6 protein-coding genes are annotated in these 5,824 nt (G+C 63.4%); 1 reads left to right on the top strand and 5 read right to left on the bottom strand.

Translation table 11 applies throughout. The annotated features are described in order from the left end of the window. Nucleotides 1-24 precede the first annotated feature (24 nt). The 5 genes from DBR23_RS06365 to DBR23_RS06345 all read right to left on the bottom strand — a co-directional run bounded on the left by DBR23_RS06365 (nt 25) and on the right by DBR23_RS06345 (nt 4,637). On the bottom strand, nt 25-1,029 hold the full coding sequence (locus DBR23_RS06365; protein ID WP_099731779.1) for a TRAP transporter substrate-binding protein: 1,005 nt from the start codon (nt 1,027-1,029) through the stop codon (nt 25-27). A 55-nt stretch (nt 1,030-1,084) separates the two neighbouring features. After that, a complete protein-coding gene (locus tag DBR23_RS06360) occupies nt 1,085-2,365 on the bottom strand; it encodes a TRAP transporter large permease (RefSeq protein WP_015016272.1) in 1,281 nt (426 codons plus the stop codon). 27 nt (nt 2,366-2,392) lie between these two features. Continuing rightward, nucleotides 2,393-2,977 (bottom strand): TRAP transporter small permease, encoded by a 585-nt coding sequence (locus tag DBR23_RS06355; protein WP_108497675.1) that lies wholly within the window; start codon nt 2,975-2,977, stop codon nt 2,393-2,395. A gap of 224 nt (nt 2,978-3,201) precedes the next feature. After that, a complete protein-coding gene (locus tag DBR23_RS06350; RefSeq protein ID WP_108497674.1) occupies nt 3,202-3,918 on the bottom strand; it encodes a TetR/AcrR family transcriptional regulator in 717 nt (238 codons plus the stop codon). A gap of 104 nt (nt 3,919-4,022) precedes the next feature. Beyond that, a complete protein-coding gene (locus DBR23_RS06345; RefSeq protein ID WP_108497673.1) occupies nt 4,023-4,637 on the bottom strand; it encodes a glutathione S-transferase N-terminal domain-containing protein in 615 nt (204 codons plus the stop codon). A gap of 132 nt (nt 4,638-4,769) precedes the next feature. On the opposite strand from DBR23_RS06345, the gene purB reads away from it, so the two are divergent. Then, nucleotides 4,770-5,824, top strand: a 1,055-nt coding sequence (gene purB, locus DBR23_RS06340; protein WP_108497672.1) for an adenylosuccinate lyase, incomplete at its 3' end; no start/stop codon positions are given.

Below are 5,824 nucleotides of genomic sequence, written 5' to 3'. Positions count from 1 at the left end.
CGTGCAGGGAGAGCAGCGTGGGGCTTACTTGCCGCCGCGCAGCTTGGCCAGCGTGGCGTAGACCTCTTTCACCGTCTCTGCGCCCACTTTTTCGCTGTGCTTTTCGACCACGGGTTTCACCTTGGCGCGCAGCTTGTCCAGCTCGGCAGGCGAGAACTCGGACACCTGCATGCCGGCCTTCTTGAGGTCTTCCAGCGCCACATTGGCCTGCACGCGCGACACACCGCGCTGGAAGGTTGTGGCCTCGGCCATGGCGTCGGTCAGCGCCTTCTGGTCAGCAGGGTTCAGGCTGTCCCAGAACTTCTTGCTCACGATCACGGCCTGGGGGTTGTACATGTGGCGCGTCACGGTCAGGTACTTCTGCACCTCCGCAAACTTGGACGACAGGATGGTGGAGAACGGGTTCTCCTGGCCGTCCACGGCCTTCTGCTCCATGGCCGTGTACAGCTCGGGGAAGGGCATGGGCACGGCATTGGCGCCCAGCGCGTTGAACATGTCGATGTAGATGGGCGACTGGATCACGCGGATCTTGAGGCCTGCAATGTCTTCAGCCTTGGTGATGGGGCGCTTGCTGTTGGTGAGGTTGCGAAAGCCCAGCTCCCAATAACCCAGGCCCACCAGGTTCTTGGCCTGCAGCTTGTCGAGCAGCTTCTTGCCGAAGGGGCCGTCCGTCACGGCGTCAGCCTCTTGGGGCGTAGCGAACAGGAAGGGGAAGTCGTAGATGCCGAATTCCTTGGCCTGGGCCGACAGAATGCCCGCGTTGAGCACCGTCATCTCCACCGTGCCACCTTGCAGCGCCGACACGGTCTGCAGGTCGCCGCCCAGCGTGCCGCCGGGGAAGAGCTTGACGGCAATTCGGCCGTTGGTCTTGGCCGCCACCAGGTCGGCAAACTTTTGCGCGCCCTGGGCTTGCGGGTGGTCCTTCTGGTTCTGGAAGGCGAACTTGATGGTGCGCTCCTGCGCGTGCGCAGCGGGCAGCAGCGATGCGGCGACGAGGGCCGTGGCGAGCAGGGTCTTGAGCAGCTTCATGGGATGGTCTCCTTGGTTTTTGGGCAGGCAGAAACGGTAGGCGCGGGAGGGAGGGTCAGCCCCCAAGCAGGCGCAAGGGCACGAGAACGATGGATGGGAACAGCACCAGCAGGAACATGACGATGAACTGCGCCACCATGAACGGCATGACGCCCCGGGTGACCTGCGACATGGAAATGCGGCCCACCCCGGCCACCACATTGAGCACGGTGCCCACGGGCGGCGTGATGAGGCCAATGGCGTTGTTGATGATGAACAGCACGCCGAAGTACACCGGGTCAATGCCCGCCGCCTTGACCACCGGCATCAGCACGGGTGTGAGGATGAGGATGGTGGGCGTCATGTCCATCGCGGTGCCCACCACCATGACCAGCACCATGATCGCAATCAGCAACAGCGTCTGGTTGCCCATGAAGGGCTCCAGCATGCCGATGACAGCGGACGGAAGATCGGCCACGGTGATGAGCCAGGCCGACACCATGGCAGCTGCGACCAGGAACATGACCACGGCACTGGTGCGTGCGGAGGTCTGGAAGATATCCACCAGCTGGCGCAGGGTCAGCTCGCGGTACACGACCATCGCGACAAACAACGAGTAGACGGCGGCCACCACGGCGGCCTCGGTGGGTGTGAACACCCCCATGCGCAGACCCACCAGGATGATGATGGGCAGGCCCAGGGCCCAGACGGCTTCGCGCAACGCCAGCAGCAGCTCGGCGCGCGTTGCGCGCTTCGGCGGCGCCACGTTCTCGCGCCGCACCAGCCACCACCACGTCACAGCCAGCGAGAGCCCCAGCAGCACGCCAGGAACAATGCCCGCCAGGAACAGCTTGCTGATGGACACGTTGGCGGCCACGCCAAAGATCACAAAGCCGATCGAGGGCGGTATCACTGGCGCGATGATCCCGGCGGAGGCAATCAAGCCCGCCGAACGCTCCTTGTTGTGCCCCGCAGCCACCATCATGGGCAGCAGCAGCGACGCGAGTGCCGCCGCATCCGCCACGGCCGAGCCCGACACTGCCGCCAGGATCACGGCCGCCATGATGGCCACGTAGCCCAGGCCACCGGGGACATGGCCCACCACGGTGAGCGCCAGCTTCACGATGCGCTTGGACAGCCCCCCCACATTCATGATTTCGCCCGCCAACATGAAGAAGGGCACGGCCAGCAGCGGGAAGCTGTCCGCGCCGTTGATCACGTTCTGTGCCAGGATCTGCGCGTCGAACAGGTCGAGATGCCACATCAGCGCCACACCGCAGATCAGCAGCGCGTAAGCGATGGGGACACCGATCGCCATGGCAAGCAGCAGGGAGCCCAGGAAGATGGTGACGGTCATGGTGCGCGTTCCAGTGCAAAAAAGGGATCAGCGGCGTGTGCCCGCCGAGGGAGGGGTGGCACTGGCGTCTTCCGTGCGGTGTTGCAGTGCCGCGAGTTCTTCACTTTCCTGCACCATGACCAGCTCATGCTCGCCCAGCGGCACAAAGAGCGTGCGCAGCAGATCGCGGACCAGAATGGCAATGGCTGATGCGCCCATGAGCACACCGCTGGCATAGAAGATGCCCACGGACGCCCCGGTCACCGGCGCCTCGGTGTCGGCATTGATCAGCATCTGGGCCCAACTGCCTTTGAGCAGCAGCCAGGAGACATACAGCATCGAGATCTGTGCGAGAACCAGGCAGACCTTCTTGCCCGCAGCGGGCAGGCGAGACACCAAGACATCGGTGCCCAGGTGCCCATGCTCTCGCAAAGCCACCACGGCCCCCATGAAGGTCAGCCACACAAACAGCCATCGCGACAGCTCTTCGGACACCGTGATGCCCGAGTTCACCGTGTAGCGCAGTACCACGTTGCCGAACACCAGCACCACCATGATGGCCAGACACAGGCCGGAAAGCATGTCGAGTGCGCGGGTGTATCGCCCGAGCCAGCGGTCGGCCAGTGCAAGCATGGTGTCTCCAGTCGTTATCAGGTAGTGGATTTAATTTTGTACGAACTGGTTAGTATTTGATCTAGGTGCAAACCCTGCTCGCGAACAGCGATAGGGCAGTGCTGGGTGGCGCGGCGTGGGGCCGCGATGGATGGGTCAACCACGCCCGGCGAAGAGCGTCCTCCGGCTCATGGCCCTAAAGAACAGCAGGGTGCCAGGCGCGCAGCGCGCCGGCGGGATTCGATTCAGGGCCGCAGAAAGCGCACGATCATTTCAATGATCGATTCACGGCGTTGCGCCGTGGCGGCAGGCGTATCCAGCGAGCGCTTGAAGATCGCGACAAAGGTGTGGCGGTTGGCCACGTTGAAAAAGCACAGCGCCGAAATCGACATGTGCAGATCGACAGGGTCCACATCCGGACGAAAAACCCCCGCCGCCACGCCACGCTGGTACACGTCGCGCACGGCATGGATGACCGGGATATTCAGTTCCTGGATCGTGGCGGATTGGGTGATGTACTCGCCCCGGTGCATGTTCTCGTTCATGACCAGGCGGATGAAGTCGGGATTGGCAAGCTGGTAGTCCACCGTGAAACCGACCAGGGTGCGCAGTGCCTGCTCGGGCGCCAGGTCTTCGAGGTGCAACTCGGACTCAATGCGCCGGATGCGGCGGTAGGCGTCTTCCAGCACCGCCACATACAGACCTTCCTTGCTACCAAAGTAGTAGTAGATCATGCGCTTGCTGGTGCTGGTCAGTGCCGCGATCTCGTCGATGCGGGCCCCGGCCAGGCCCTTGTCGGCAAACTCTGCCGTGGCCACCTGCAGGATGTCGGCCATGGTGCGGTCTGGGTCGTTCACGCGCACCCGGTCGGCGCCCGGCGTGGCAGCGGCCTCGCGCGCGGCGCGCTGGCGGGTCGCCCTGGTACCAGCGGTGGGGGGTGGGTTTTGAACCATTTCGTTCATACGCCCGGGAGCATACGGCAAGCAGGGGACCGGACTGCACAAAGACCCGCGGCACTCCGCGGGAGGACGGGCTTGCCGGAGCCCTTCAGCAGCCGAGGACGGGGTCAGACGGGCTTGGTGTCCGCGAAACTCGGGCGCTGCATGAGCTTGTCGAGCAGCTTGCCCAGGTTGGGGTACTCGCTGCGCCAGGCGATCTCGGGAAAGCGGAACTCCAGCCAACCCAGGGCGCAACCCACGGCGATGTCCGACAGGCTCAGGTGGATGCCGCTGCAATAGGGCTTGTCGCCCAGACCCTGGCTCATGGACTTGAGGCCATCGTTCACCTTGAGCAGTTGGCGGTCGATCCAGGCCTGGCTGCGTTCGCTGTCCTTGCGGTGAACCCAGGTGGCTTCCAGGCGGGCCAGGATGCCGGCATCCATCACGCCGTCGGCCAGGGCCTCCCAGGTTTTGACTTCGGCGCGCTCGCGGCCCTGGGAAGGGATGAGCTTGCCCACGGGCGACAGGGTGTCGAGGTATTCGACGATGACACGCGAATCAAACACAGCCTCGCCGCCTTCCATCACCAGACAGGGCACCTTGCCCAGGGGGTTGGATGCGGAGATATGGGTGTCGTCTGCCCAGACGTTTTCTTGCACAAACTGGTAGTCGAGCTTTTTCTCAGCCATCACGATACGTACCTTGCGCACGTAGGGGCTGGCGGTGGCTCCGATCAATTTCATGGTGTGTCTTCCAGTGCGCGGGGAATGCTGAACAATTCGGGTTTGATTCTATCGACAGCGACCCGGCATGAGGCTGACTGATGCGCCGCCCCCACAAACCCCGCCGACCGGCCCCGCCTACAATCGTGCGCCATGAGCCTGTCCACCATCACCGCCCTGTCGCCGCTTGACGGCCGTTACGCCCCCAAACTTGCCGCCCTTCGCCCGATCATGAGCGAGCACGGCTACATGCACCGCCGCGTGCAAGTGGAAGTGGCGTGGTTCATTGCCTTGTCGGATGCAGGGTTTGCAGAGTTCAAGCCCCTCACCACCGGAGCGCGCGCTTACTTGCTGGGCCTGGTCAAGAACTTCTCGGAGGCCGATGCTGCAGCCATCAAGGAGATCGAGAAGACCACCAACCACGACGTGAAGGCGGTCGAATACTGGATCAAGAGCAAGTTCGAGGCACGCCCCGAGCTAGAAAAAGCCTCCGAGTTCGTGCACTTTGCCTGCACCAGCGAAGACATCAACAACACCAGCCACGCCCTGCAGCTGCGCTCGGGTCGCGATCAGGTGGTGCTGCCAGGGCTGGACCGCATCGTGCTCAAGCTGCGCGAAATGGCACACGCCTTTGCCGAAGTGCCCATGCTCAGCCGCACCCACGGCCAGACGGCCAGCCCCACCACCGTGGGCAAGGAAATGGCCAATGTGGTGATGCGCCTGCAAACCGCCTGCGACCGCATCGCCAGCGTCAAGATCATGGGCAAGATGAATGGCGCCGTGGGCAACTACAACGCCCACCTGTCTGCCTGGCCCGACTTTGACTGGGAAGCCTTTAGCAAGAAAGTCATCGAGACACCCGAGCCTCTGGGCCTGGGCCTGACTTTCCAGCCGTACAGCATCCAGATCGAGCCCCATGACTACATGGCCGAACTGTTTGATGCCGTCGCCCGTGCCAACACCATCCTGATCGACCTCTCGCGCGACATCTGGGGTTACGTGAGCCTGGGCTACTTCAAACAGCGCCTCAAGGCGGGCGAAATCGGCTCGTCCACCATGCCGCACAAAGTCAACCCTATCGACTTCGAGAACGCCGAAGGCAACCTGGGCCTGGCCAACGCGCTGCTCAAGCACCTGTCCGAAAAGCTGCCCATCAGCCGCTGGCAGCGTGACCTGACCGACAGCACCGTGCTGCGCAACATGGGCGT

Origin of the sequence: Acidovorax sp. HMWF018, assembly GCF_003061035.1 — a bacterium.
Taxonomy (GTDB): domain Bacteria; phylum Pseudomonadota; class Gammaproteobacteria; order Burkholderiales; family Burkholderiaceae_C; genus Acidovorax; species Acidovorax delafieldii.
This window is presented reverse-complemented; position numbering and strand designations above follow the sequence as displayed.

What these genes read in the sequence shown, in the direction of transcription:
- DBR23_RS06365 (WP_099731779.1), bottom strand. Translation starts at nt 1,029, where the DNA reads ATGAAGCTGCTCAAGACCCTGCTCGCCACGGCCCTCGTCGCCGCATCG.
- DBR23_RS06360 (WP_015016272.1), bottom strand. Translation starts at nt 2,365, where the DNA reads ATGACCGTCACCATCTTCCTGGGCTCCCTGCTGCTTGCCATGGCGATC.
- DBR23_RS06355 (WP_108497675.1), bottom strand. Translation starts at nt 2,977, where the DNA reads ATGCTTGCACTGGCCGACCGCTGGCTCGGGCGATACACCCGCGCACTC.
- DBR23_RS06350 (WP_108497674.1), bottom strand. Translation starts at nt 3,918, where the DNA reads ATGAACGAAATGGTTCAAAACCCACCCCCCACCGCTGGTACCAGGGCG.
- DBR23_RS06345 (WP_108497673.1), bottom strand. Translation starts at nt 4,637, where the DNA reads ATGAAATTGATCGGAGCCACCGCCAGCCCCTACGTGCGCAAGGTACGT.